The sequence below is a fragment of the Bradyrhizobium neotropicale genome (assembly GCF_001641695.1).
Lineage (GTDB): Bacteria > Pseudomonadota > Alphaproteobacteria > Rhizobiales > Xanthobacteraceae > Bradyrhizobium > Bradyrhizobium neotropicale.
The window spans coordinates 72,658-95,307 of the sequence record NZ_LSEF01000121.1 but is presented as its reverse complement, the minus strand read 5'-3'; the positions used below and the strand labels follow the sequence as shown (position 1 = coordinate 95,307).

Genomic DNA, 22,650 nt, shown 5'->3' with positions numbered 1-22,650 from the left:
CATAAGGCTCTGACCTTCATCTCCGCCGTCATTCCGGGGCGATGCGACGGGACCACGCTACGCGTGGCCCGGAACATCGAACCCGGAATCCATCCAGCCACAAGATCCTTTCCTCAATGAATGCCGGCCTCGCGCCCAACCGGGCGCACCCGGAATGACGAACCGTGGAGATCGTGAGTCCATGTCTCTGATCACCGTCTTCGGCTCGATCAACGTCGACCTCGTCGCGCGCGTCGACACGATTCCGAGACCCGGCGAGACCGTTCTGGCGTCCGGTTACGCGACGCTCTGCGGCGGCAAGGGCGCGAACCAGGCGGTCGCCGCCGCGCGCGTGTCATCGGCGGGACGGGTGGTCATGGTCGGCCGGATCGGAGAGGATGCGTTCGGCGGGCTGTGCATGGACAACCTTGCGGCAAACGGGGTCATGGTCGATCGCGTCAGAGTAGGTGCAGAGCCGACCGGGTGTGCCTTCATCACTGTCAGTGCTGCTGGCGAGAACGCCATCACGGTTGCGAGCGGAGCCAACGCATCTCTCTCAGTCGACGCGATCCCTAAGGCCGAGTTTTCCGCGGCGACGACGCTCGTCCTTCAAATGGAGGTCCCGTTTGCAGCTTCCCTTACCGTTGCGCAACGCGTCCGCGCAAAAGGGGGCCGCGTGATCTGGAATCTCGCGCCAGTGCCGGACCGCCTGGGCGCGGCGGAGCTGCGCGCGCTGCTTGACGCGACAAGCGTTCTCGTCGTGAACGAGCACGAGGCCTGCGCCGCGGCAGCGCGATTGGGGTGGGTCGGTGACAGCTTTGAGGAGGCCACGGCCTTTCTCGCATCCACCGGCGGCGTGACCTGCATCGTGACGGCGGGAGCGCGAGGCGCGTGCGCCTTCCATCCGGACGGTGCGCGCCAGGCGGTCGCGGCGGACCGGATACGACCCGTCGATACGACCGGGGCGGGCGACACGTTCGTCGGCATTCTGGCGGCAGGGCTCGACGAGGGCCGCGACTGGAGCGAGGTGCTCGCGCGCGCCTGTCGCGGCGCCTCCCTGGCATGCCTGGAGCACGGCGCGCAAAAAGGCATGCCGACCGCCGAGGCCCTGTCGTGAGCGGCGCCGGCGGAGTTGCGCATTTGTCTTTCCGTGAGAGGCTTTTCACCGATTTCAAACTCTTGGGAGCTGACTCGTGACTGCAACCATCCAGGGCATCATTCCGGTGATGCTGACGCCGTTCACCGAAGCGGATGCAATCGACTATTCGGGACTTGAAAACCTCATCGAATGGTACATTGCGAATGGCGCCGATGCGCTGTTCGCCGTGGCTCAGTCGAGCGAGATGCAATTCCTGAGCCTCGAAGAGCGTATCGAGCTGGCTCGTTTCGTTGTCCGAAAAGCGGCAGGCAGGGTGCCGGTCATAGCCTCCGGCCACGTCAGTGAATCGCATGACGATCAATCGACCGAGCTGACCTCCATTGCCGCAACCGGCGTCGACGGATTGGTCCTGGTGACGAACAGATTCGATCCCAAGGGGCAGGGCGGCACAGTATTCATGGACAATCTGCGCAGCTTGCTCGATGCGCTGCCCGCCGATCTTCCGCTCGGACTTTACGAATGCCCGGCGCCCTTCCGCCGGCTCCTGAGCGATGAAGAACTGGCGTTCTGCGCCGAAAGCGGGCGCTTCGCGATCCTCAAGGATGTGTCGTGCGACCTTGCGACCGTGAAGCGCCGCGTGGCGCTGACCAAGAATTCCTCCCTCGCCATCGTCAACGCCAATGCAGCGATTGCCTTTGACGCCATGAGGTGCGGATCTGCCGGTTTCACTGGGGTGTTCACGAATTTTCACCCCGATCTCTACAAGTGGCTGCTGACGCACAGCTCCGAGCATCCGGCCCTGGCGGACGATCTCTCGGTCTACCTCGCGCTCGCCGCGATGGCTGAGCCGATGGGATATCCCAAGCTGGCAAAGCTGTATCACCAGAGGCTCGGCACGTTTTCATGCATCCGGAGCCGGGCCGTGGACTTCGATATTCGTGAGCGGTTCTGGGCACTGGACGCGCTCATCGACAAGATCATGCAGGGGCAGGCAGACTTCCGCGCAAGAATTGCAGCCGCGCGCTGATATGGCCGTTGCAAATCTCGATGATGTGAGGGCGATGGCCGCGCGACGGCTGCCAAAAGTATTCTTCGAATATATCGACGGTGCGGCCTTCAGTGAGGAGACGGCACGTCGCAACGTCGCGGACTTCCGGCGCATCGAGCTGCAGCAGCGCGTGCTCATTGACGTCTCGCGCCGCGATCTGCAGGTCGATTATCTCGGCCGGCGCCGGGCGCTGCCGATCGCGCTTGGCCCGGTCGGCTTCTCCGGCCTTTTCTCCGAACGCGGCGAGATCAAGGCCGCACGGGCTGCCCACGCGGCCGGCATCCCCTACTGCCTGTCGAGCTTCGCGATCACGTCCCTCGAGGAGCTGCGGGCTGCAACTCGTGGCACGCTCTGGTTCCAGCTCTATGTGCTCAGGGAGCGCGAGCTTGCCCGGCGGATGATCGAAACTGCGATTGCTGCTGATGTCGAGGCGCTGTGCGTGACCGTCGATACGCCCGTGGGCGGCTTGCGCGAAAAGGACGTGCGCAACGGATTCCGAAGTCTGACGAAGGTCACGCCGCGTCTCGCTCTCGCCTTGGCGCGCAAGCCGATGTGGTGCGCGCGGATTCTGCGCCATGGAATCCCTGAGATCGGCAATCTGGCCGGCCTGCCGGAGTATGGCAGCAACGCGCTCGAACAAGCCGCGCGGCTGGCGGCGCATATCGATGCCTCAATGACCTGGGAGAGCATCGCGTGGATTCGGAAGCTTTGGCCGCGAAAGCTCGTACTGAAGGGAATCCTGAATGCGATCGATGCGTCCGAGGCCGTTCGCGTCGGTGCGGATGCCATTGTCGTCTCCAATCACGGCGGACGCCAACTCGATTGCGCGTCGTCCACGATTGCGGCGCTGCCTCGCATCGCCGACGCGGTCGGGTCTGATATCGAGGTGCTGTTGGACGGCGGTATCAGGCGCGGGTCCGATGTTCTGAAGGCCCTTGCGCTCGGCGCGCGCGGAGTGCTGCTTGGCCGCGCCTACGCCTATGGTCTTGCCGCGGACGGCGAGCGCGGGGTCGCACGTGTGATCGAGCTGATTGCCACGGAATTGGACCTCCAGATGGCGCAGATGGGCCTATGTCACCTGCGCGACATGGCAAGCCGGCGCGACGAACTGTTGCGTGTTCGAGGCGACGTATCGGCGTGATCCTGACCGCTATGTCCGCTGGCCAACACTCTTCGGCACGGTGAGGACGATCGGCACTGCGAGGGCGAATATCGCGACTCCGACGATCCACACGAGCCCGGTCCAGTCCGGTCGCGACAGGGCGTAGATCCAACCGAAGATGAGTGGGCCGAAGATCGCGGCGAGGCTGACGAAGCTGGCGACGACGCCCTGCAATTGCCCCTGGCGCTCGCGATCGACCGCCTGCGACTGCAGCGATCGCAGCGCCGGCGCGCTGATTCCGCCGAATGCGATCAGTGGGATCAGGGCGTAGGCGATCCAGCTCACTTTCGCGAAGGCGAGGGTGAGGAGAGCGGCGGCTTCGCAGGCCATGCCGAGGAGGAGCGTGCCGCGCTCGCCGAGCCATCGTGTGACCGGACCAATGGCGAAGGCCTGGGTCACGGCCACGAGCAGCCCGAAAATGCCCAGCGAAAGACCGATATCGGTCCCTCGCCAGTGGAAGCGATCCGTGACGAAGAGCACCCAGACCGTGCTGTAGGTCTGGCCGACGAGACTGATCAGCAGGAAGACAGCTACTAGCGGGATGAGCGCGCGAAACGTGAGCGCCCAGCGCAGCGGTGCGAGCGGGTTCAGCGACCGCCAATCGAACGGCTTGCGCTCAGCTGGATGCGATTCAGGCAGAATGAACAGGGCAATGAAGAGATTCACGCCGCTCAACGCCGCGGCGGCAAGGAAAGGGGCGCGCAGCGAAATGTCGCCGAGCATGCCGCCGATGACCGGGCCGATGACGAAGCCGGCGCCAAAGCAGGCCTGGAACAGGCCGAAGCGGCGTGCGCGCATCATCTCCGGCGTGATGTCCGCGATGTAGGCGGTGATCATCGCCACGTTCGCCGCCGTCAGCCCGGCGATCGTCCGGCTTGCGAACAACAGCCACAGGTATGGCGTGAAGGTCATGACCAGATAGTCGATGGTCGAGCCGGCAAGGGCAAGGAGCAGCACCGGCCGGCGGCCAAAACGATCCGACAGGACGCCAAGCACCGGCGTGACGACGAATTGCGTGAGTGCGTGCAGCGCCAGCAGCACCCGGTACAGCGTGGACACGTTGTCCGCGCCAGCCATGGAGCGCAGCAGGTTTGGCAGGATCGGGAAGATCAGCGCGATGCCTGCGGCCTCGAGCGCGGTGCAGGCGAGGATCGCGACAAACGGCCGGCTCATGGGCTTTGCTCGATCAAGGGTGTTTGCGGCTTGTCAGGGTGTACCGGCTTGCTGCATGCGCACGACCGCGTGTCAGACGAGACTTTCCGCGAGCGCGGGCGATGAATGGAGCGGGGCATCCCGCCGAAGGTGATCGGCGATGCCAGATAACGTCCACTTCAAGCCCGCCTCTTCCACCGCCAGAGCCACGGCTTCGTCATCCCCGAGCACCGTCGCGGACAGGAGGTCCGGTCGCTGTCGTTGTGCGATCGCAAGGTAGGGATCATTGGGGATCGGGTGCCAGAGCCAATAGGCCGTAGGCAACTCGGCCGTGAACCCGTCAACAGAAACGGCGACCCTTTGCGTGAAGTCGGAAGCCGCGTCCCGAACGGGCATCGCTGCGCGGTAATCGATGGGGTCCAGGATGTTCATCGAAAAACCTTCGGCGTCACGGCGTGATGCAAAGGCGGGAAGGACCAGCGTTCCTGCGCGCGCATAGCGCGCCGGCCCAGGCGGATAGCGGAAGTCGGCGTCATGGGTCTTGACGGTTATTCCCGCGTATTTGGCGCTGGGATAGACATCCACGACCATGAACACGACGCCGTTGTTCTGAAGCACCCTGGAGATCTCGGCCCCGGTGTTCCTTCGCGCGAATGCAATCGGTGTGGCGCGCGTGGCACTCCGACCTCGATAGATCCATTGTTCGGTCGGTGTTGGCTTGTTGCCGATCGAATACACGAAGCCGACGTCGAATCCGCGGTCTTTGAGGTGTGCCGCGAACAGTTCGAGGCTTCCAATGTGGGGCACCGCAAGGATGCAGCCGTTGCGCGATTTCGAAAGAGCCTGAGCAAGACGGTCGAGCGCTTCGTCGGGGATCCCGGTCTTGAGGTCCATTGCCCTGTCCCGATCCTGCTGCAAATTGGCGAGATCGAAGAGGACAGTGACCCACGCGGCCAAACCGTCGACCACATGATCATGGGTCGCGGTGATACGGCGAATGATGCTTTGACGGACGAACATGTTGTTGCCCATCGAGCTGGGCATGCTTGCGATCACACTTGCGATGTCTCGCGCAACATCCGGCTGACGCGCGACGGGAACGACCGGCGCCACGCGGTCGACAAGGTTCACGACTGCCGTCTGGATGTCACCGTGCTCGCGAGGAAAGGAATTCTCTCTTGCGTCCCGTGACCCGATGTCGGCGACTGTTTCTTGAAATGTCACTTGAAGCCCAAAAACCGCATCTTAAGCTGGAAGGTTCGCGGAAATTCCATCATACAAGTATTGCTAGCTTCTATAGGTTGCCCACCAATGCTCCTTATGGGGTCGGTGGCAGAGACGTTCGCGACCCACCTAGGCAATTGCGTCAAATTGCATCGATCTTCGCGGTGGCGGTCGTCCCTGCGGCGGCCATGGTGTGATTTCCGTTAAGACCTCGCTGTTGTGTCACATTCTTGAAATGCTCCGCGGTGCTAGCTGATCCTCGATGCGACCGTGCGGGATCGCGTTCCGGACGGAGAGTTGACAGCGGCGGACGATGTGATGTTCGGGCAGACAGTATCCGGCCAGGTTGCCGACGCGCCGCCGGCGAACAATTCCCAACCCGACGTCGAAGGCGGATCCGGCCTGGGCCTCAAGGTCACGGCCGCTGCGATCGGCGTCCTCGCCGTTGCGGCCAGTGTCATGGTCGGTGCGGGGACGGCGGGCGTTCTTGGCGGCGGGCTGGCGCTGATCATGCTGGCGATCGCCATCACGGACGCCAGGTCATTCCTGATTCCGGATCCTCTCAACCTCGCCGCGGTCATGCTCGGCCTCGCCAGTGCAGCGGTTCTGGGACAGGGCGACCTCGCCGTGATGGCGGAGGCCGTGCTGCGTGCCGTTTTCGTTGCCGGCGCGTTCCTCGCCCTGCATCTCGCCTATCTTCGGCTGCGCCGGCGGCGTGGCATTGGTCTGGGCGACGTCAAGCTCGCAGCGGTGGCCGGCATCTGGCTCGACTGGCCAATCGTGCCGATCGCGATCGAGATCGCCGCTCTCTCGGCGCTCGCGACCTATGCGGTGCGCCGTTATGCGCTGCGCCACAGGCTGCGGCCGAGCACGCGTTTGCCGTTCGGACTGTTCTTCGCGCCGGCGATCTGGATCTGCTGGCTGCTTCAGACGACGCTGCCGAGCGGCTGGTGAGGGGCGGCTTTCGCTGTTCGCAGGGCTGTCAGAACGGCGATTCCTCGGGCCACCGCAGAGCATGCCACTGTCCGGCTGCGATCTGGCCGCGGCTCATCTTGGAGGCCACCGCATTGCGCAGCTTGGCAAAGTTCTCGCGCGTTCGCTTTGGTGCATGCGCGGCCGCGAGGTTGAGCCATTTATAGGCGGCGACGTCGTCCTGCGGTACGCCCTGGCCCTTGTCGTAGGCGAGGCCGAGCAGATATTGCGCCGTGGTGTCGCCTCGCTCGGCCGCGAGCCTGTACCAATAGCCCGCCGCATCATAGGACTGCGGAAGGCCTTGCCCCGTCGCGTACATGAATCCGACCATGGCCTGGGCGCGGGCATTCCCACGCTCCGCCTGCGGCAGCAAGAGGCGTGCGGCGCTGTTGTAGTCGCCGCGCGTGAACGCGGCGCTTCCTGCGCCGTCGGCACGGGCAGCGCCTGTTGCGGCCATTCCCAGGACCGTGGCGACGATGAGGAGGGCAGTCGGCCTGATCATGGTTACGCTCCTGCGCCGGTTGCGGCTCAGCGGTAGCTCGACGGCGCGCCCGGCTTCGGTCCGACCGCGTTGATGGTGCCGCGTAGCTTGGTCCGCAGCTCTTCGGCGACGAAATGCGCGTCTGCGCCGTCGCGGATGATCTGCGGACGGATGAAGATGATGAGCTCGGTGCGCTTGATCTGCTTGTCGGTCTGCCCGAACACGACCTCGCCGAGGCCAGGGATCTGATCGAGGCCCGGGATGCCCGAGCGGGCCCTGGTCTGGCTGTCGCTGATCAGACCTGCCAGTAGCACCGTCTGCCCGCTGGCGACTGCAACAGAGCTGCGCACCTTGCGGGTCGACACTGTCGGCGTCAGCGAGTTGGTCGAGGTCGAAGAGGAACCCGACGACGAGTTGCTGACGGGATTGGAGATCTCCTGCTCGACATCGAGCCTGACGTTTCCGTTGGCGTTGATCCGAGGCACCACGCGCAGGATGATGCCGGTGCTGCGATAATCGGTGGTGTTGGCGATCGTATTGCTGCCGGTCAAGACGGTCGCGCTCCCGGTCTGAATCGGGATCTCGTCGCCGACCTGGAGGGTGGCGATCTGGTTGTCGATCACCACGACGGACGGGTTCGACAGGACCTTGACGTCGGTGATCGCGTGCAAGGCGTTGAGCACCGCCCTCGGCGTCGAGGCGGAGCCGACGAGGAAGTTGAAGCCCGGGATCGCGCGCTGGAGCGCGACATCGGTCGCCGCGCTGAGCAGCGCGCTCGCGCCGTTGTAGCCGACGGAGCCGGTGTCGGGCTTGAGGCCAAGATCGCGGCTCATGATGTAGGACTGGACGCCGTATTGGAGATCGTCGGTCAGGGTCACCTCGGCGATGGTGGCGTCGATGGCGACCTGAAGCTGCGGCTGGTCGATCTCCTTGATGGTCTGCTCGATGATCCGGTACTGCTCCTGGCTTGCATAGATCAGAAGCGTGTTGTTGACGGTGTCGGCGGTGATGCGGACGCCATCAAGCACGTTGCCGGGACCCGCGCCGCCCCGTCCGGAGTTCTGCCCCGTGCCGGAATTGTCGAACAGGCTGCCGCCGCCCTGCGAGCCGGACGATGAACCGTAACTGGCCTGATTGCCGGCGGACGAATCCGTCGCGCCGCCGCTGCCTGTGGTCCGTCCGCTCGATCCGAATCCTCCGGTCGATTGATTGGGCGCAGCCGACAGGCGGCTGAGCGCGGAGCCGCCGCTCGAGTTGGACGACAGGCCCGATCCCGGCGCAACCTGTCCGCTCGGGCTGTCGAGCGGGGAGGAGGTCGAGCCACCCGAATTGCCGGCGCCGAAGACGTCATTGAGCACGCGCGCAATCTGCTTGGCGTCGCCGAACTTCACACGATAGACGTGGACGGCGGAGCGGCCGGTGTTGGTGGTGTCGAGGCGACGAATCCAGGTCTCGATCCGCTGCAGCAGCTCCGGCTTGCGCGTCACCGCGAGCACCGCGTTCATTCGGGCGATCGACTGGAACTTGATCAGATTCTGCGTCATGCCGCCTTCGCCGGAATCCACGATCTTCTCGAGCTCGGCGATGATCGGTCCGGGATTGCTGTTCTGCACCGGGAAGATGCCGACCGACTGCCCCTTCATGAAGTCTGCGTCAAAGCTCAGCACGAGATCGACCGCATTGCGCCGCTCGCTGCCCGAGCCCTGGATCAGGATCAGGTTGCGATTGGGGTCGGCGCGGATCATGCCGGGCCGGGTGGCAAAGCTGTCGACGAGCTTGATGACGGTCTGCGCGGAGACATATTGTAATGGCACAACCGTCACGCCGTAGCCCGGGGTCATGCGATCCGAGGCATCCGCTGCCCCGACGCCGACCGCATCGCCCTGGGGCATCAGCCGGTAGCCGGTATCGTCCCGCACCAATGCGACACCGCCGATCCGAAGCGCGTTTTCGAGCGCGAAGACCACGTCCGATTTCGGGATCGGCCGTCCCGAGGAGAGGCTGATATTGCCCTGGACGCGCGGATCGATGACGTAGCCGACGCCGAGGATGTCGCCGAGCACGACCTTGGCGACGGAGGCGACCGGCGAATTGTCGAAATTGAGCTCGAACCGGTCGCTGCTGACCGCGGCTTGCTGCGACGAGGTAGCTGGCGGAGCATCATCGCCGGGAATAGCGGCATAAACTGCATTTTTGGCGCGCGGGCCCGTGCTGAGCTCGCGCTGCGGCAACTGGTTCGGATAACGCGGCATGAGGTCGATCGACCGGACTTTGTCGAAAACGTCCGGATCCTTGGTGTCGGCGTCCGCAATGCCGCTTACCGTGTTGCACGATCCGAGCAGGGCGCAGACCATCGCGCATTGCACAACCAAGCCGATCCGGAACGCTGCTCGGCTCACTGTCTGCCCCACTCACGCGCCGCCCATTGTTGTCCCCGTCAATCCGGGTCGGGCCGAAGGCCGTTTGCTTAACCGCCTCATGTGACAGTCGTGTGTTACGAATGCTGCGAGACGCCTTCCGGCGCGCGAATGGAATTGTTGTTCCGATGCCGCGTGGCGCGATTAGCTCTGGAATCTCAACGCTGTTTTATCTCTGTCATGAAGCCGCGCAGTGCGGTCCGCAGCCGGCTTGGCAATTGCGTCACATTTCCAATCGGAGAACTAAGGTAAACGGCGCGCTCGCCGCGCTGCGGCCATCAGAGTTCTCCGGTCGACGTCCATGGCTTCTCCGAATGCGCACGAGTTTGCGGCTCGTTTCAGCCAGAAGGCCGGCCTGAAGACGGAAGTGGACAAGCTCGGCAGGCTGAACGGGACGGGCCCCGCCGAAGGCGGTCTGCGCAAGCTGTGGGAGATGAGCGAATTGTCGGCGAACGAGTTTGCCGACGAGGTCGCCGGCTTCTTCGAGCTCCCGCGTGTCACGCTCCAGGAGATGATGGCGGCGGAATCCCGGGTGCAGCAGTTTTCGCGCCGGTTTCTGCGGGAGATGGCGGTGTTTCCGTGCCAACCGGCAGGCGGATCGCCGGCCCTGATGCTCGCCGACCCGACCGACCGCGCCTCCATTCAGGCCGCCGCGATCGTGCTGGGGACGACGCCGGCGATCAAGGTCGCCTCATTCGAAGACATCGCCATCGCACTCGACCAGCGGCTCGGCGAGGAGGAGAGCGCCGACGTCGAGAACGCCGTCAGGGGCGGGGTGCAGGACGACGACATCGACAATCTGCGCGATCTCGCCAGCGGCGCCCCGGTCGTCCGGGCCGTCAACGACATGTTTGAAACCGCCGTCGAACTCCGCGCCAGCGATATTCACATCGAGCCGGGCCGCTCGTCGCTGGTGGTGCGGATGCGCATCGACGGATTGCTGCGCAATGTTCAGACGCCGAACGGCGTTCCACCGCAGGCCGTCATTTCCCGCATCAAGATCCTGGCCGGCCTCAACATTGCCGAGCGTCGCCTGCCGCAGGACGGCGGCGCGCGGGTGCGGGCCGCGCGCGCGGAGATCGACGTGCGCGTCGCGATCATGCCGACGCAATATGGCGAGTCCGCCGTCATCCGCCTGCTGCCGCGCGATCGCGCGTTGCTGTCAATCGACAAGCTCGGCTTCCTTGCCGGCGACCAGAGCAAATTGAAGCGCATGCTGGCGCTTCCGCATGGCATGGTCATCGTCACCGGCCCGACCGGCAGCGGCAAGACGACGACGCTCGCAACGGTCCTGTCGCTGCTCAACGAGCCGACCCGGAAGATTTTGACGATCGAAGACCCCGTCGAATACGAAATTCCCGGCGTCTGCCAGTCCCAGGCCAAGCCGTCGATCGGCCTGACCTTCGCCACCGCGCTGCGCGCCTTCGTCCGTCAAGACCCTGACGTCATCATGGTCGGCGAGGTCCGCGACTCCGAGACCGCCCATGTGGCGGTCCATGCCGCGCTCACCGGTCACCTCGTACTGACGACGCTGCATACCGAAACCGCGGCCGCCGCGGTGCCGCGCCTCCTCGATCTCGGGATCGAGGCATTCCTGCTGCGCTCGACCTTGCGCGCGGTGATCGCGCAGCGCCTGGTCCGCCAGCTCTGCGACCGCTGCAAGACCAGCCGGCCGCTGACTCACGCAGATATCGATGCCGACCCGCGCTATGCGGCGGTGGGCCTCGCGGTCGGCAACATCGTCTTCGAGCCGGTTGGCTGCGAACGCTGCGGCGGCGTCGGCTATCGCGGACGTATCGGTGTGTTCGAGATTCTGGAGATGAACGAGGACGTCCGCGCGCTCGTCGAGGAACAGTCCGACTGGGAATCCATCGACAAGGTCGCCATCCGCAACGGCATGACGACGATGATCGAGGACGGTCTGGCCAAATGCCTGTCCGGCATGACATCGGCGGCGGAGATTCTTCGCGTGACCACCGTACGGTGACGAGATGCCGAATTTCCGTTATCGCGCGCTGACGCAGAAGGGAGAGGTGGTCTCGGGTTCGATCGCGGCCGCTGACCTCGCCGAGGTGGCGCAGCGCATCGAATATCTCGGATTGGTCACGATCGATGCGGGCCCCGAGGAGGAAGCCAAGGGCTGGTCGCTGGCGTCGCTGACGCTGTCGAAACCCGGGCCGGCGGATGTCACCATCTTCACTCGCGACCTCGCCTTGCTGCTGAAGGCCGGTGCCCGTCTCAACGACGCGCTCGAGCTCCTTGCCAACGACATGGATGTCGGCCGGCTGCGCCCGGTCGTCAACGACATCAAGACGGCGATCCTGTCCGGAGAGAGCTTCGCTGAAGCGCTCGGACGCGAACCGGCGCTGTTTCCGGCCATGTATGTCGCACTGATCCGGGTCGGGGAGATGTCCGGTACGCTCGACCACATTCTGGAGACGATCGGGATCGAGCGCACGCGGGCCGAGGCGTTGCGGCGCAAGGTGACTGGTGCCTTGCAATATCCGGCCTTTGTGCTGCTCGCGGCCGGCGGCGTGCTGATCTTCTTCGTCACGTTCGTGCTGCCGCAGTTCTCGGCGGTGCTGCGCGACTTCAACGCGAAAACCGATCCGGTCATCGAAATCTTCCTCACGCTCTCGGATGTGCTGCGCGGTCACGGCTTCGAGGTCGGCGCCCTGGTCGCCATCGCAGTCATCGGAAGCTGGCTGGCCTGGCGAAGGCCCGCCGTGCGCGCGAGCATCGTGACCCAGCTCGCGCGGCTGCCGGTCATCTCGACCGTGGTGGAATTTCATCGGGCGGCACTGTTCTCGCGCAACCTCGGCATTCTTCTCGGCAGCGGCGTGACGCTGACGGCGACGCTGCGGATCCTGATCGACATCATGACCGCCACCGGCAACGTGACCGCCTGGGCGGCGATGGCCGACCGTGTCCGTCATGGCGGCCGGCTCGCCGACGCGCTTGCGGCCTCAGCCGTGCTGCCACCGGTCGCGGTGCGCATGCTGCGGCTCGGCGAGGAGACCGGCCAGTTGCCGACGCTGTCAGGCCGCGTCGCGGAATTCTACGAGGAGAAGCTGCAGCGGCAGCTCGATCGCGTCGTGGCCATCATCGGCCCGGCGGCGATCATCCTCATCAGTGTTGTCGTCGGTGGATTGATCGTGTCGGTCATGACGGCGCTGCTGTCGGTGACACAGGTTGTCGGATGAAAGGGGAAGGGCAGGTCATGGTCGGCTTTTCAAGGAAAGTGCCACGCAGCCGGCGCCGACGGCGCCACGGCGAGGACGGTTTCACGCTGGTGGAGATGCTGGTGGTCATCACCATCATCGGCATGATCATGGCGCTGGTCGGCCCCCGGGTGCTGAACTATCTCAGCGAGTCCCGTGTGAAGGCCGCGAAGATCCAGATCCAGAGTTTCAGCAGTGCGCTCGATCTGTTCTACCTCGACGCGGGTCGCTTTCCGACCAGCTCGGAAGGGCTCGATGCGCTCGCGCGTCCGGTCAGTGGTGTGGCGTCGTGGAACGGCCCATACCTGAAGGGCGGCAATGTTCCCAACGATCCATGGGGCAACCCTTATGTCTACAAGCAGCCTGCAGAACGCGCGCCCTACGAAATCCGCTCGCTTGGCTCCGACGGACAGGAAGGTGGCACGGGAACCTCTGCTGATCTCGTCTCCGGACAGAATTGACGCGGGCGAAGCCGGCTTCACCCTGATCGAAATGGTCTGCGTGCTCGCCATCGTCGCGATGATCGCGGCCGTCCTGTTACCGCGCTTTCCCTCGGCAACGTCGCGGCCGCGGCTCGAGGCCTATGCGATCGAGCTCGCGGCCTTGCTCAAGGCCGACCGCAACGCGGCACTGTCGCGTTACGACGCGGTGAACGCGGTGGTGGATGCACAGGCCCGCAGCGTTAGGTCAGGCTCGAGTCCCTGGATCATCCAGGTTCCGCAGGACGTGGTGTTCGATGCGCTGCTGCCGGAGCGCTGCAACGGCAGGCCGGCGCTGTCGACCATCAGCTTCTTTTCGAGCGGCATGTCATGTGGCGGCACGATACGCCTGACGCGGCTCGGCAATGCAGTCGAGGTGCGCGTGAACTGGTTGACGGGAGGCGTCGAAATTGTCGCGCAACAGGTCCTCTAGACGACGCACTGAGGCGGGCTTCACCATGATCGAGGCCGTGGTTGCGCTCGCGCTGGTGACGATCGTGCTTGCCGCGATCGGGACGCTGGTTGCGACCAACGCGCGCGGCGCTTGGAAACTCGAGCAGCGCGTTGCCTTGGTTGATACCGCGCGCCTGGTCGCATCCACGCTGCCGAGCGCCGGCGCGCCGATGTCCGAGGATTTGCGCGGACGCGTCGCCGGACATCGCTGGCAAATGCGTGTGACGCCGTTCCTGGACGACGTCCCGGTCGTGCCGGACTCGCGCTTCGTCCCGCAGCTCGTCGAGCTGCGCGTGCAATCGCCGAGTGGCGCCGTCCTGTCGCTGGAGACGGTGCGCCTGCAGGCGAGGAGCGGGGATCGATGATCCTGCGATACGTCGGGCAGCGCCGTGCGGAGCACGGCTTCACTCTGATCGAGGCGCTCGTCTCGCTGGCGCTCATGGGACTGATCCTCGGCGCGCTGGCCTCGGTCACGGGGCAATGGCTGCGAAACTGGAACCGCGGCATCATCCGCGCCCAGCGCAATGAGCAGGTCGCGGTCGCGCTGGATCGGCTCGCGGCGGATCTGTCGGCGGCCGACTATGTGACGCGCTCGGATAACATGCCGCTGTTCCGCGGCACGGAGCAGGGTGTGGTTTTCGTCCGTTCGGTGCTTGGCCCGAACGGCCGACCGGGGCTGGAGTTCGTCCGCATCTCCGAGGTGGCGGACAGCCGCGGTCCGGCACTGGTCCGCATGCGAGCACCTTTCATGCTGCTGCCGCCCGGCGATCCCAAGACTGATCTGATCCCCTTCGCCGATCCTGTCGTGCTTCTGCGTGCGCCTTACCGCATCAACTTCGCCTATGCTGCGGCAGATGGTAAATGGTTCAGCGCATGGCCCAGTTCGGGGGAATTGCCGACCTCGGTGCGCTTCGACATCAGGGATGTCGCGCGCGGAACCGTGATTTCGAGCGCAGCGCGGATTCGTATCGAGACCGGCGTGCCGCGGCCCGATCCGTCGGGCCAGCAGCAGGAAGCCACGCAGCCGCAGCCGGGTAAGGGGCCGACATGATGAGCGGTCCGAGGTCTCGACGTGACGGCAAATCGTGGCAAGACGGCTTCATTGTCGTCGCCACCTTGTGGCTGCTCGCCGGGCTGGCGACGCTTGCCACGGTCGCGTCCATCTATATCGCGCAATCGGCACATGCGATCGCGGCGCTCGACGTGGCGACGCAATGGGACATGTTGGGCTCGGCCGGCGTCGAGCTCGCCGCCTACGAGCTGTCTGCGCCCGCCACGGCTCGCCGTCCGACCCACGGCGGATTTGGCTTTCACCTGACGAATTCCACCGTACGCGTCGAGTACATGTCGGAGGCCGCGCGCATCAATCTCAACATGGCGCCGCGCCCGATGATCGCTGGCCTGTTCCAGGCGCTCGGTGCAGAGGCTGAGGCGGCCGACAGCTATGCCGAGCGGGTCGTCGCCTGGCGGCGCACGCCGAAGCAGGACGGGCAGGATACGGAGCAGGCGCTCTATGGCGCCTCTGGCGTGAGCTACGTCCCGCGGCAGGGGCCGTTCAGCAGCGTGGACGAACTCTGGCTGGTGCTTGGCCTGCCGGTCGCGCTCGTCGAGCGGGCGATGCCCTTCGTCACGGTCTATAGCGGCATGGCGGAGATCAACGTGCTGGATGCACAGCCGGAGGTGATCGCCGCGCTGCCGGGCATGACGCCGGCAAAACTCGACGCCTTCCTCAAGCAGCGCGCGGACCTTCCGCCCGACAATCCGGAATTCGTGATCGGTGCGCTTGGCGGAAAGCAGCCGGGTGCGACCGTCTCCGCGAGCGACGCCTACCGGATCCGCATCCGGATCACGCTTGCCGATGGCCGGCAGCGGACGCCGGAAGCGGTGATCCAGATTCCGGCGCCGGGCGAGAAGCAGGCATTCCGGATGCTGGCGTGGACGGACGAGATCGATCCGGAACGAGCAGGGCGGCCAAAGCCGATGGAGAGCCGATGAGTATTCCCAATCAGATCGCAACCGCGCTATCCCTATGGATCGACACGGTTGCACGCACGGTGACTGCGAGGCTCGACCGCGCGCGCGGCGCGCGGCAGATTGCGATCAGCGAGGATGATGAAGGTGTCCTCACCCTGCGGCTCGTCTCCAAAGCGAGTAAGGATGCCGATCTGCCGTCCTGCCGCATTCCCCTGGTCGAAGGCACGATCGGCGAGCCGTTGCCTGCGGAATGGTCCGCGGCCATGAAAGGGGCGATGGTCGATCTCGCGCTGAGGCCATCGCGCTTTGTGTTTCGGCCGCTGGAACTGCCCGGCCGCGCGGTCGAATTCCTCGACGGCATCATTCGCGCCCAGATCGATCGGCTCACGCCATGGTCGCCGGGCGATGCCGTGTTTCACTGGACATCGCCGCAGGCGACCGCCGACGATCATGTCGAGCTGACCGTGGTTGCGACGGCGCGCGCCGCGGTCACGTCGCTTGGGCAGGCCGTTCTCGATCTGGGTGCTGCCGCGGTCGAGATTTCGACCGTGGCTCCTAATGTGGAGCGGATTGCGGTCTACAACCAGCGCCTTGGTGGGCAAGCGGGCTCCAGCCGGCTACGGTTTGCGCTGATTGCGGTACTGGCGACGACCGGCGTGCTGGCCATGCTGTCGATCGGGCTCGGCGGGATCATCTCGGATTCATATGACTCCCAGCAACAGCAGATCCAGCGCCGGATCGCGGAGCGGCGAGCAATCGCGCGCGGCAGCCAGGGCGGTCCCGGCGGCTCCGCGCTGGAGCTGCTCGCGCGCCGCAAGCACACAATGCCGTCCGCCGTGGTCACACTGGAGGAATTGTCCGGCCTGCTGCCCGACCACACCTACGCGACCGAGCTGAGAATGGAGGGCGACAAGCTCCAGATCTCGGGCCTGACCCATGATGCACCATCCCTGATCCAGATCCTGGAGCAGTCGCCGCATTTCGCCAGCGCGGGCTTCTTTGCGCCGACGACGCGCGCCGCCAACGAGCCCGGCGAGCGCTTCCACATCGAGGCCCGGATCAAGCCGCAGTTCGGATCGGGCACATGATGAGCATGCAGAAGTTCGAGGGATATCTTGCCCGGTTTCCAATCGCCGCAGTCGCGGCTTACGTGGCGATGGTCGTGCTGTTCGCTTTCACGACGGTGCAGACCGTGGTCGAGATACTGAGCAGTCGCGACTCCGCGGCGTCGGCTGCGGAGATACTGCAAACCCTGGAAGCCCGGCATCCCGTGCAGCGTTCTGCGGCCCGAAGCGACGTCAGCGTGCCGACGGGATCGCCCTTCCTCGAAGGACAAACGGTGTCGGTCGCGAGCGCCATGCTGCTGCAAAGGGTGCTTGGGGCGACCAAGCGCGTCAATGGAAACACCTTGTCCTCGCAGGTCGATGTCCAGGGGCCGCTCGCCAAATCCGGCTTCGTCTCGGCGACGTTCAATATCGAACTCGCCGCCACATCCCTTCAGCCGCTCCTTTACGATCTGGAAGCCGGCATGCCGTTCCTGTTCATCGACGAGCTCGTGGTCCAGCCGACCGCAGGGAGCACCGACAATAGCAAGCTGCGCCTCGTGCTCGGCATCTCGGCGCAACGACAGAATACGAAGTAGCTGTCTGTCGCGGCTGGATCGCTGGCGCCGCACCTTTTGGATCCAGTGCTGCGTCCATCGATTCGCCTTGGGTTTCGGACTGAATTGTCGGGCGCCGGGACCTCGCGATCGGTGGCAAGCGAACGGCCTTCACCGATGCGAGTGCTGTTCAAAATATTCGAACATTCCGAATGTCTTACTTCCAGTTTGAAGCATCCGATGCGTGGCGATCGGCATTTGGCAGGGCCCGCGCGCGGTTTTTCGTGGGCTGAGCCGCCCCGCCGCCGCGTCCATCGGAAAAATTCCCGATCGCATTGCCGTATTGGGTTGACCCCGGCGGTCGATATGTCAAAGAAGGGCAAGGCTTTGAAGGGCAAGGCTTTGATTTGCAAGTAGAAGACAGCTCCCGTCGGAGAGCTGTCGTGGGAGCAAGTACTGTATATGGGTGAGCGCGTTGCTTTGATCACCGGCGTGACCGGACAGGACGGTGCCTATCTCGCCGAGTACCTGCTGTCGCTCGGCTATGTCGTGCATGGCATCAAGCGGCGCTCGTCGTCGTTCAACACCGCGCGCGTCGATCATCTGTATCAGGATCCGCATGTCGGCAACGTGCCGTTCCTGATGCACTACGGCGACATGACCGACTCGACCAATCTGATCCGGCTGGTGCAGCAGATCCGGCCGACCGAGATCTACAATCTCGCCGCCCAGAGCCATGTCGCCGTCAGCTTCGAGAGCCCCGAATACACCGCCAATGCCGACGCCATCGGCGTGCTGCGCCTGCTCGAGGCGATCCGCATCCTCGGCATGGAGAAGGAGACGCGGTTCTACCAGGCCTCGACCTCGGAGCTCTACGGCCTCGTGCAGGAGATCCCGCAGAAGGAGACCACGCCGTTCTATCCGCGCTCGCCCTACGGCGTGGCCAAGCTCTACGGCTACTGGATCACGGTGAACTACCGTGAGGCCTACGGCATGTTCGCCAGCAACGGCATCCTGTTCAATCACGAGAGTCCGATCCGCGGCGAGACCTTCGTCACCCGCAAGATCACCCGCGGCGTCGCCCGCATCGAGGTCGGGCTCGAGCAGACCCTCTATCTCGGCAATCTCGAGGCCAAGCGCGACTGGGGCCATGCCAAGGACTACGTCGAGGGCATGCACATGATCCTGCAGGCGGATGCGCCTGACGACTTCGTCCTTGCCACCGGCGAGATGCGCTCGGTGCGCGAGATGGTCGAGCTTTCCTTCGCGCAGGTCGGCCGCCGCATCGAATGGCGCGGCAAGGGCGTCGAGGAGACCGGCGTCGATGTCAAGAGCGGCAAGACGGTGGTGCGGGTCGATCCGACCTACTTCCGTCCCACCGAGGTCGAGCTTCTCATCGGTGACGCCAGCAAGGCGCGCGACAAGCTCGGCTGGAAGCCGAAGCGGACGTTTGCCCAGCTGGTCGAGGAGATGATGGCGAGCGATCTGGCCGAGGCCAAGCGGGACATCGCACATGGCAATCGTACCGTTTGAGCTGAGGGGCAAGAGCGTCTATGTCGCCGGCCATCGCGGCATGGTCGGCAGCGCACTGCTGCGCCGGCTGGCACGCGAGGACGTCAGGCTCGTCACGGTGGACCGGCATGAGGTCGATCTCTGCAACCAGGCCGCCGTGTTCGACTGGTTCGCGAAAATGCGGCCGCAGGTGGTGTTCCTCGCCGCGGCCAAGGTCGGCGGCATCGCCGCCAACGCCACGCTGCGCGCCGAGTTCATCTACGACAACCTCGCGATCGCGGCCAACGTGATCCACGCCGCGCATCAAAGCGGCGCCGAGAAGCTGATGTTCCTCGGCTCTTCCTGCATCTATCCGAAGCTCGCGGCCCAGCCGCTGCGCGAGGACTCGATGCTGACCGGCCCGCTCGAGCCGACCAACGAGCCCTATGCGATTGCCAAGATCGCCGGCATCAAGATGGCGGAGGCCTATCGCAGCCAGTACGGCAGCGACTTCATCAGCGTGATGCCGACCAACCTCTACGGCCCCGGCGACAATTATCATCCCGAGTACAGCCACGTGGTCGCCGCGCTGATCCGGCGCTTTCACGAGGCGAAGGTCGCCGGCGCGAAGACTGTCGCGGTCTGGGGCACCGGCACGCCGCGGCGCGAGTTCCTCCATGCCGACGACATGGCGGACGCCTGCGTGCACCTGATGAAGACCTATTCCGGCGCGGAGCTGATCAATATCGGCACCGGCGAGGACATCACCATCGCCGACTTCGCCGGCATGGTCGCCGATATCATCGGCTATCGCGGCGAGATCACTTTCGATACCGCGCGCCCCGACGGCACACCGCAAAAGCTGCTCGACGTCAGCCGTCTCGAAAGGCTCGGCTGGCGCGCGACGATCTCGCTCGAAGACGGCTTGAAGCGGGCCTATGAGGCCTTTCTGGCCGGCGCACCGGTTCCCGCGCAGTAGCCTTGCAGGGCTCGCGCCGCACTTGTCACATCTCTGATAAGTACGATGGCTATCGCTCGGGGTCGATCAGAGGCGGCCGGTGCCATGTCGATGCGCGTTTTCGTTGCTTTGCTCGCCAGCGTCCTTGCCATGGGAACTGTCCGGGCTTTCGCGGTCAGCGCGGCCGGGTCGATGGATCGGCTTCCCGCGGGCTCGCCCGACGACTTGTTTGAATCCAAGCCGGTCGCTCCGGCGCCGACCGTCGTATCACCGCCGCCTCAAGTCGAGCGGCCACCGGTTCCTGCATCCGCGCCCGGGGCGGTCAGCGACAATCCGCTGTGGGCGATTCCGCTCGGGCGTCTGACCGCGAGCCGCGAACGGCCGCTGTTTGCGCCGACGCGGCGTCCGCCTGCGCCCGCTGCGGTGGCAATGCCCGCCCCCGTGCAGGCGGCTCCGCCGCAAAAGCCGCCTGAACCCGAGAAGCCGCAACTGTCTCTGCTCGGCACCGTCGTCGGCAGCGAGAAGATCGGCCTGTTCATGGATTCGGCCAGCAAATCGGTAGTCCGGCTCAGGGCCGGAGAAAGCCACAAGGGATGGATACTTCGCGCCGTGGAGCGGCGTCAGGCGGAGTTCGCAAATGGGCTCGACACTGCGGTGCTGGATATACCGCCGGAGACGAAAGCGGGTGTGGCGCGGAGTGGCCCCATGCCGGGGGGGCCGTCGCCCGTTCCGGTCGCGCCTTCCCCAGGCGCGCCGCGGTCTGCCGCCAATATGAGCCCGCCGATCGACCGGGCGGCAGGCCCAGGAGGGCCGGGCACGCAGCCTGCCAATTTCAGGCTGCCTCCGGGGCTCGTCAATCCGCTTGAAAATTCGGGTTCGCGTTAGAACGTCCTTGCCACCACTTGTCGTGGCCCGTCGGCGATTATCGCGAGTGACGACTCTGCGCGTAATCTCAGCCGGTTCGCGCAATTACGATAATGCGATTCCTATTCTGCGCGGATCGAACGAAGTAAGGGTTCCCGGACTCTCTCCGCATCTGGAGGAGCAGATCTGCTTAGGAACCATCACTACGAGCACGAGTTGGCCGGTCGTGAGGGCGAGACATCACACGAGGCTGATCGTGCAAGAAGTTGTGCGCGTGCGCTCCACGGCGCAGATCGCAGGCCATCCCATTCATCCGATGCTGGTGCCGATTCCGATCGCATGCTTCATCGGCGCGCTGCTGACGGACATCGCCTATGTCGTCACCGCCGAGATGATGTGGGCGAATTTCTCCGCCTGGCTTCTGCTCGTCGGCGTTATCTTCGGCGTGCTGGCGGCCATCGCGGGCCTGACCGATTTCCTCGGCAATCACCTGGTCAGGGCACAGACCCCGGCCTGGCCACATCTGATCGGCAACGCCGTGGTGCTGATCCTGGCGATCTTCAACGCGCTGATCCATACGCGTGACGCCTGGACTTCGGTGTGGCCTTTGGGGCTCATCCTGTCGGTCCTCACCGTCCTCATCCTGCCCGTCACCGGCTGGCTCGGCTGGGCGATGGTCTATCGCCATGGCGTGGGAGTTGCGCAATGACGTCCACACTTGCCCGCCTATTGCTATGCGGTTCGCTGCTGTGTCTCGCCGGCTGCAATGACGGCAGCGGCGATCCCAAGGCGCAAATAGGTGCCAATCCGAGCCTGCCGGACATCCAGCAATATCTGCTGCCGCCGATGCACATCGCCCGCATCGTCGGGTGGAAGAAGGACGAGGCGCCGACCGTCGCGCAGGGCTTGCAGGCCAAGCCGTTTGCGACGGGGCTGCAGCATCCGCGCGTGCCCTACGTTCTCCCCAATGGCGACGTGCTGGTGGTGGAATCCAAGGCGCCGAAGGCCGCTGCGATCAAGCGGCCCAAGGAGATCGTGATGAACTGGGTCGAGTCCTGGGCGACCTCCGGCGGTGATACCGGCCCCAGCAACCGCATCACGCTGCTGCGCGACAGCAATGGCGACGGCGTACCGGATACGCAGAGCGTGTTTCTCGATCATCTCAATTCGCCGTTCGGCGTCGCGCTGGTCGGCAATGATCTCTATGTCGCCAACACGGACGCGATCGTCAGATATCCCTACACCGAGGGTGACACCAAGATCACCGCGCCCGGCACGGTGCTGACTCAGCTTCCGGGCGGCCCGATTGATCATCACTGGACCAAGAGTCTCGTGGCGAGCCCGGACGGTTCGACGCTCTATGTCGGTGTCGGCTCCAACAGCAACATCACCGAGAACGGCATGGAGGCGGAGCACAATCGCGCCGCGATCCTCCGGGTCGATCGTGCCACCGGCCGCTGGCGCATCTTTGCGAGTGGCTTGCGCAATCCGAACGGCCTGAGCTTCGAGCCGCAAAGCGGCGCTCTGTGGACGGTGGTGAACGAGCGCGATGAGCTCGGTCCGGATCTCGTTCCCGACTACATGACGTCGGTGAAGGACGGCGGCTTCTACGGCTGGCCCTACAGCTATTACGGCCAGCACGTCGATCCCCGCGTCAAGCCGGAACGACCCGACCTCGTCGCCGGGGCGATCGTGCCGGATTACGCGCTGAGCTCGCATGTTGCGCCGCTGGGCCTCGCCTTCTATACCGGCACCAGCCTGCCGGGCGCCTATCGCGGCGGCGCGTTCGTCGGCGAGCACGGCAGTTGGAACCGGCAAGTGCTGAATGGCTACAAGGTCGTGTTCGTGCCGTTCAGCGACGGCAAACCGAGCGGGCCGGCGCAGGATGTCGTCACCGGCTTCCTGAACAGCGACAACCAGGCCCGCGGCCGCCCCGTCGGCGTCGCCATCGACAAGTCCGGCGCGCTGCTGGTCGCCGACGACAGCGGCAATACCGTGTGGCGCGTCACCTCCGCGCAGTCGCAGGTCACGCAACGTTAAGCCCGATGCGGCGTTGTTGTGTCCAAAAGCCAAGCC

22 protein-coding genes are annotated in these 22,650 nt (G+C 64.9%); 18 read left to right on the top strand and 4 right to left on the bottom strand.

Going from position 1 to position 22,650, the window contains the following annotated elements; all coding sequences use genetic code 11:
• Positions 1-181: 181 nt before the first annotated feature.
• The 3 genes from AXW67_RS38605 (at position 182) to AXW67_RS38595 (ending at position 3,267) form a co-directional block, all read left to right on the top strand.
• A complete protein-coding gene (locus AXW67_RS38605; RefSeq protein ID WP_347336777.1) occupies positions 182-1,096 on the top strand; it encodes a ribokinase in 915 nt (304 codons plus the stop codon).
• Positions 1,097-1,172: 76 nt separating this feature from the next.
• A complete protein-coding gene (locus AXW67_RS38600) occupies positions 1,173-2,105 on the top strand; it encodes a dihydrodipicolinate synthase family protein (protein ID WP_082908200.1) in 933 nt (310 codons plus the stop codon).
• 1 nt (position 2,106) lies between these two features.
• A complete protein-coding gene (locus AXW67_RS38595) occupies positions 2,107-3,267 on the top strand; it encodes an alpha-hydroxy acid oxidase (protein WP_063682095.1) in 1,161 nt (386 codons plus the stop codon).
• Between the two features lie 9 nt (positions 3,268-3,276).
• Here the strand turns inward: AXW67_RS38595 and AXW67_RS38590 are convergent, their stop codons facing one another.
• Positions 3,277-4,461, bottom strand: a complete 1,185-nt coding sequence (locus tag AXW67_RS38590) for a TCR/Tet family MFS transporter (RefSeq protein ID WP_063682094.1) — start codon at positions 4,459-4,461, stop codon at positions 3,277-3,279.
• A gap of 72 nt (positions 4,462-4,533) precedes the next feature.
• Positions 4,534-5,472: a lysophospholipid acyltransferase family protein gene (locus AXW67_RS38585; protein ID WP_161491339.1), complete on the bottom strand. Its 939-nt coding sequence runs from the start codon at positions 5,470-5,472 to the stop codon at positions 4,534-4,536.
• Positions 5,473-5,982: 510 nt separating this feature from the next.
• Between AXW67_RS38585 and AXW67_RS38580 the strand changes: the two genes are divergently transcribed.
• On the top strand, positions 5,983-6,618 hold the full coding sequence (locus AXW67_RS38580; RefSeq protein WP_245315862.1) for a prepilin peptidase: 636 nt from the start codon (positions 5,983-5,985) through the stop codon (positions 6,616-6,618).
• A gap of 28 nt (positions 6,619-6,646) precedes the next feature.
• On the opposite strand, the gene AXW67_RS38575 is transcribed toward AXW67_RS38580, so the two are convergent.
• Entirely contained in the window at positions 6,647-7,138 is a 492-nt protein-coding gene (locus tag AXW67_RS38575) for a tetratricopeptide repeat protein (protein WP_027554109.1), read from the bottom strand.
• Positions 7,139-7,164: 26 nt separating this feature from the next.
• Positions 7,165-9,471: a type II secretion system secretin GspD gene (gspD, locus tag AXW67_RS38570; protein WP_063682092.1), complete on the bottom strand. Its 2,307-nt coding sequence runs from the start codon at positions 9,469-9,471 to the stop codon at positions 7,165-7,167.
• Positions 9,472-9,835: 364 nt separating this feature from the next.
• Between gspD and AXW67_RS38565 the strand changes: the two genes are divergently transcribed.
• The 14 genes from AXW67_RS38565 (at position 9,836) to AXW67_RS38500 (ending at position 22,614) form a co-directional block, all read left to right on the top strand.
• Positions 9,836-11,521, top strand: a complete 1,686-nt coding sequence (locus AXW67_RS38565) for a GspE/PulE family protein (RefSeq protein ID WP_063682091.1) — start codon at positions 9,836-9,838, stop codon at positions 11,519-11,521.
• Between the two features lie 4 nt (positions 11,522-11,525).
• A complete protein-coding gene (locus AXW67_RS38560; protein ID WP_063682090.1) occupies positions 11,526-12,737 on the top strand; it encodes a type II secretion system F family protein in 1,212 nt (403 codons plus the stop codon).
• A gap of 17 nt (positions 12,738-12,754) precedes the next feature.
• Positions 12,755-13,216, top strand: coding sequence for a type II secretion system major pseudopilin GspG (gspG, locus tag AXW67_RS38555; protein ID WP_145928155.1), 462 nt, complete (start codon positions 12,755-12,757; stop codon positions 13,214-13,216).
• Positions 13,173-13,667, top strand: a complete 495-nt coding sequence (locus AXW67_RS38550) for a prepilin-type N-terminal cleavage/methylation domain-containing protein (RefSeq protein ID WP_283806485.1) — start codon at positions 13,173-13,175, stop codon at positions 13,665-13,667. Before gspG ends, AXW67_RS38550 begins: the two co-directional genes overlap by 44 nt.
• Positions 13,645-14,052 (top strand): prepilin-type N-terminal cleavage/methylation domain-containing protein, encoded by a 408-nt coding sequence (locus AXW67_RS38545; RefSeq protein WP_082908198.1) that lies wholly within the window; start codon positions 13,645-13,647, stop codon positions 14,050-14,052. Before AXW67_RS38550 ends, AXW67_RS38545 begins: the two co-directional genes overlap by 23 nt.
• Positions 14,049-14,738, top strand: coding sequence for a PulJ/GspJ family protein (locus AXW67_RS38540; RefSeq protein ID WP_063682087.1), 690 nt, complete (start codon positions 14,049-14,051; stop codon positions 14,736-14,738). Before AXW67_RS38545 ends, AXW67_RS38540 begins: the two co-directional genes overlap by 4 nt.
• Complete coding sequence (locus tag AXW67_RS38535) at positions 14,735-15,682, top strand: type II secretion system minor pseudopilin (RefSeq protein WP_082908197.1); 948 nt, start codon at positions 14,735-14,737, stop codon at positions 15,680-15,682. Before AXW67_RS38540 ends, AXW67_RS38535 begins: the two co-directional genes overlap by 4 nt.
• The gene (locus AXW67_RS38530) at positions 15,679-16,749 is read left to right on the top strand and encodes a PilN domain-containing protein (RefSeq protein ID WP_063682086.1); all 1,071 of its coding nucleotides are present in this window, start codon (positions 15,679-15,681) and stop codon (positions 16,747-16,749) included. The genes AXW67_RS38535 and AXW67_RS38530 overlap by 4 nt, the downstream gene beginning before the upstream one ends.
• Complete coding sequence (gene gspM / locus AXW67_RS38525; RefSeq protein ID WP_082908196.1) at positions 16,746-17,303, top strand: type II secretion system protein GspM; 558 nt, start codon at positions 16,746-16,748, stop codon at positions 17,301-17,303. Before AXW67_RS38530 ends, gspM begins: the two co-directional genes overlap by 4 nt.
• 420 nt (positions 17,304-17,723) lie before the next feature.
• Positions 17,724-18,794, top strand: coding sequence for a GDP-mannose 4,6-dehydratase (gene gmd / locus AXW67_RS38520; RefSeq protein ID WP_063682085.1), 1,071 nt, complete (start codon positions 17,724-17,726; stop codon positions 18,792-18,794).
• Complete coding sequence (gene fcl, locus AXW67_RS38515; protein WP_063682084.1) at positions 18,775-19,731, top strand: GDP-L-fucose synthase; 957 nt, start codon at positions 18,775-18,777, stop codon at positions 19,729-19,731. Before gmd ends, fcl begins: the two co-directional genes overlap by 20 nt.
• 84 nt (positions 19,732-19,815) lie before the next feature.
• On the top strand, positions 19,816-20,595 hold the full coding sequence (locus tag AXW67_RS38510) for a hypothetical protein (RefSeq protein ID WP_063682083.1): 780 nt from the start codon (positions 19,816-19,818) through the stop codon (positions 20,593-20,595).
• Positions 20,596-20,830: 235 nt separating this feature from the next.
• Complete coding sequence (locus tag AXW67_RS38505; RefSeq protein ID WP_063682111.1) at positions 20,831-21,283, top strand: DUF2231 domain-containing protein; 453 nt, start codon at positions 20,831-20,833, stop codon at positions 21,281-21,283.
• Positions 21,280-22,614, top strand: coding sequence for a PQQ-dependent sugar dehydrogenase (locus AXW67_RS38500; RefSeq protein ID WP_063682082.1), 1,335 nt, complete (start codon positions 21,280-21,282; stop codon positions 22,612-22,614). The genes AXW67_RS38505 and AXW67_RS38500 overlap by 4 nt, the downstream gene beginning before the upstream one ends.
• The last annotated feature ends 36 nt before the right edge of the window (positions 22,615-22,650 follow it).

What these genes read in the sequence shown, in the direction of transcription:
- AXW67_RS38605 (WP_347336777.1), top strand. Translation starts at nt 182, where the DNA reads ATGTCTCTGATCACCGTCTTCGGCTCGATCAACGTCGACCTCGTCGCG.
- AXW67_RS38595 (WP_063682095.1), top strand. Translation starts at nt 2,107, where the DNA reads ATGGCCGTTGCAAATCTCGATGATGTGAGGGCGATGGCCGCGCGACGG.
- AXW67_RS38590 (WP_063682094.1), bottom strand. Translation starts at nt 4,461, where the DNA reads ATGAGCCGGCCGTTTGTCGCGATCCTCGCCTGCACCGCGCTCGAGGCC.
- AXW67_RS38585 (WP_161491339.1), bottom strand. Translation starts at nt 5,472, where the DNA reads ATGGGCAACAACATGTTCGTCCGTCAAAGCATCATTCGCCGTATCACC.
- AXW67_RS38580 (WP_245315862.1), top strand. Translation starts at nt 5,983, where the DNA reads ATGTTCGGGCAGACAGTATCCGGCCAGGTTGCCGACGCGCCGCCGGCG.
- AXW67_RS38575 (WP_027554109.1), bottom strand. Translation starts at nt 7,138, where the DNA reads ATGATCAGGCCGACTGCCCTCCTCATCGTCGCCACGGTCCTGGGAATG.
- gspD (WP_063682092.1), bottom strand. Translation starts at nt 9,471, where the DNA reads ATGGTCTGCGCCCTGCTCGGATCGTGCAACACGGTAAGCGGCATTGCG.
- AXW67_RS38565 (WP_063682091.1), top strand. Translation starts at nt 9,836, where the DNA reads ATGGCTTCTCCGAATGCGCACGAGTTTGCGGCTCGTTTCAGCCAGAAG.
- AXW67_RS38560 (WP_063682090.1), top strand. Translation starts at nt 11,526, where the DNA reads ATGCCGAATTTCCGTTATCGCGCGCTGACGCAGAAGGGAGAGGTGGTC.
- gspG (WP_145928155.1), top strand. Translation starts at nt 12,755, where the DNA reads ATGGTCGGCTTTTCAAGGAAAGTGCCACGCAGCCGGCGCCGACGGCGC.
- AXW67_RS38540 (WP_063682087.1), top strand. Translation starts at nt 14,049, where the DNA reads ATGATCCTGCGATACGTCGGGCAGCGCCGTGCGGAGCACGGCTTCACT.
- AXW67_RS38535 (WP_082908197.1), top strand. Translation starts at nt 14,735, where the DNA reads ATGATGAGCGGTCCGAGGTCTCGACGTGACGGCAAATCGTGGCAAGAC.
- AXW67_RS38530 (WP_063682086.1), top strand. Translation starts at nt 15,679, where the DNA reads ATGAGTATTCCCAATCAGATCGCAACCGCGCTATCCCTATGGATCGAC.
- gspM (WP_082908196.1), top strand. Translation starts at nt 16,746, where the DNA reads ATGATGAGCATGCAGAAGTTCGAGGGATATCTTGCCCGGTTTCCAATC.
- gmd (WP_063682085.1), top strand. Translation starts at nt 17,724, where the DNA reads ATGGGTGAGCGCGTTGCTTTGATCACCGGCGTGACCGGACAGGACGGT.
- fcl (WP_063682084.1), top strand. Translation starts at nt 18,775, where the DNA reads ATGGCAATCGTACCGTTTGAGCTGAGGGGCAAGAGCGTCTATGTCGCC.
- AXW67_RS38510 (WP_063682083.1), top strand. Translation starts at nt 19,816, where the DNA reads ATGTCGATGCGCGTTTTCGTTGCTTTGCTCGCCAGCGTCCTTGCCATG.
- AXW67_RS38500 (WP_063682082.1), top strand. Translation starts at nt 21,280, where the DNA reads ATGACGTCCACACTTGCCCGCCTATTGCTATGCGGTTCGCTGCTGTGT.